General features: G+C 67.8%; 1 protein-coding gene. It reads right to left on the reverse strand.

Annotated features, from left to right (window positions below; genetic code table 11):
- Positions 1–943 (reverse strand): DEAD/DEAH box helicase (locus EOA22_RS35295; RefSeq protein WP_164756254.1); only part of this gene is annotated, 943 nt, incomplete at both ends.

The raw sequence follows: 943 nt of genomic DNA on the forward strand, positions 1-943 counted from the left end.
GCGCGAAACCTTCGCCCGCCGGTCTTTCACGCGACGGCGTGAAGGGCGCGATCTCCATGAGGTCCTCGGGGGCCGAGCGGCTGGCGCGGCACTGGCGCACGAAGGCAGCGGCCACCTGTTCGGCGCCATGCCTGGCGAGCAGCGCGTCGATGAAGGAGCGCTCGTCCTCCTTCACCGGCTCATCGAAAGCCGGATCGGCAAGGATGCGCTCGTCGTCGCGCCGCATCACGTCGTCGGCCGAGGGCGGGCTCGCCCATGTCGCCTTGAGGCCGGCGTTCTGCAACAGCCGTTCGGTGCGCTTGCGGGCGCTGTTGGGCACGATCAGCGCGCTGACGCCCTTGCGCCCGGCGCGGCCGGTGCGGCCGCTGCGGTGCAGCAGCGTTTCCGGGTTGGTCGGCAAATCGGCGTGGATGACCAGCTCAAGATTGGGCAGGTCGATGCCGCGCGCCGCGACATCGGTGGCGATACAGACTTTTGCGCGGCCGTCCCGCATCGCTTGCAGCGCATGGCTGCGCTCATTCTGGCTGAGCTCGCCCGACAGGGCGACGACGGAGAAGTTGCGGTTGTTGAAGCGCGCGGTCAGATGATTGACGGCGGCACGCGTGTTGCAGAACACCAGCGCGTTCTTGGCTTCGTAATAGCGCAGCACATTGATGATGGCGTTCTCGCGGTCGGGCTGGGCGACGCTCAGCGCCCGATATTCGATGTCGAGATGCTGCTTCTCCTCGCCGGCGGCCGAAATGCGCACCGCATCGCGCTGATAGCCCTGGGCGAGCGTGGCGATCGAGCGCGGCACCGTGGCCGAGAACATCAGCGTCCGGCGTTCGGCCGGAGCGGCGTCGAGGATGAATTCGAGGTCTTCGCGAAAGCCGAGATCGAGCATCTCGTCGGCCTCGTCGAGCACCACCGCCTTCAGCGCCGACATGTCGAGCGAGCGCCGGGT

Source organism: Mesorhizobium sp. M7A.F.Ca.US.014.04.1.1 (assembly GCF_003998745.1).
GTDB classification, from domain to species: domain Bacteria; phylum Pseudomonadota; class Alphaproteobacteria; order Rhizobiales; family Rhizobiaceae; genus Mesorhizobium; species Mesorhizobium ciceri.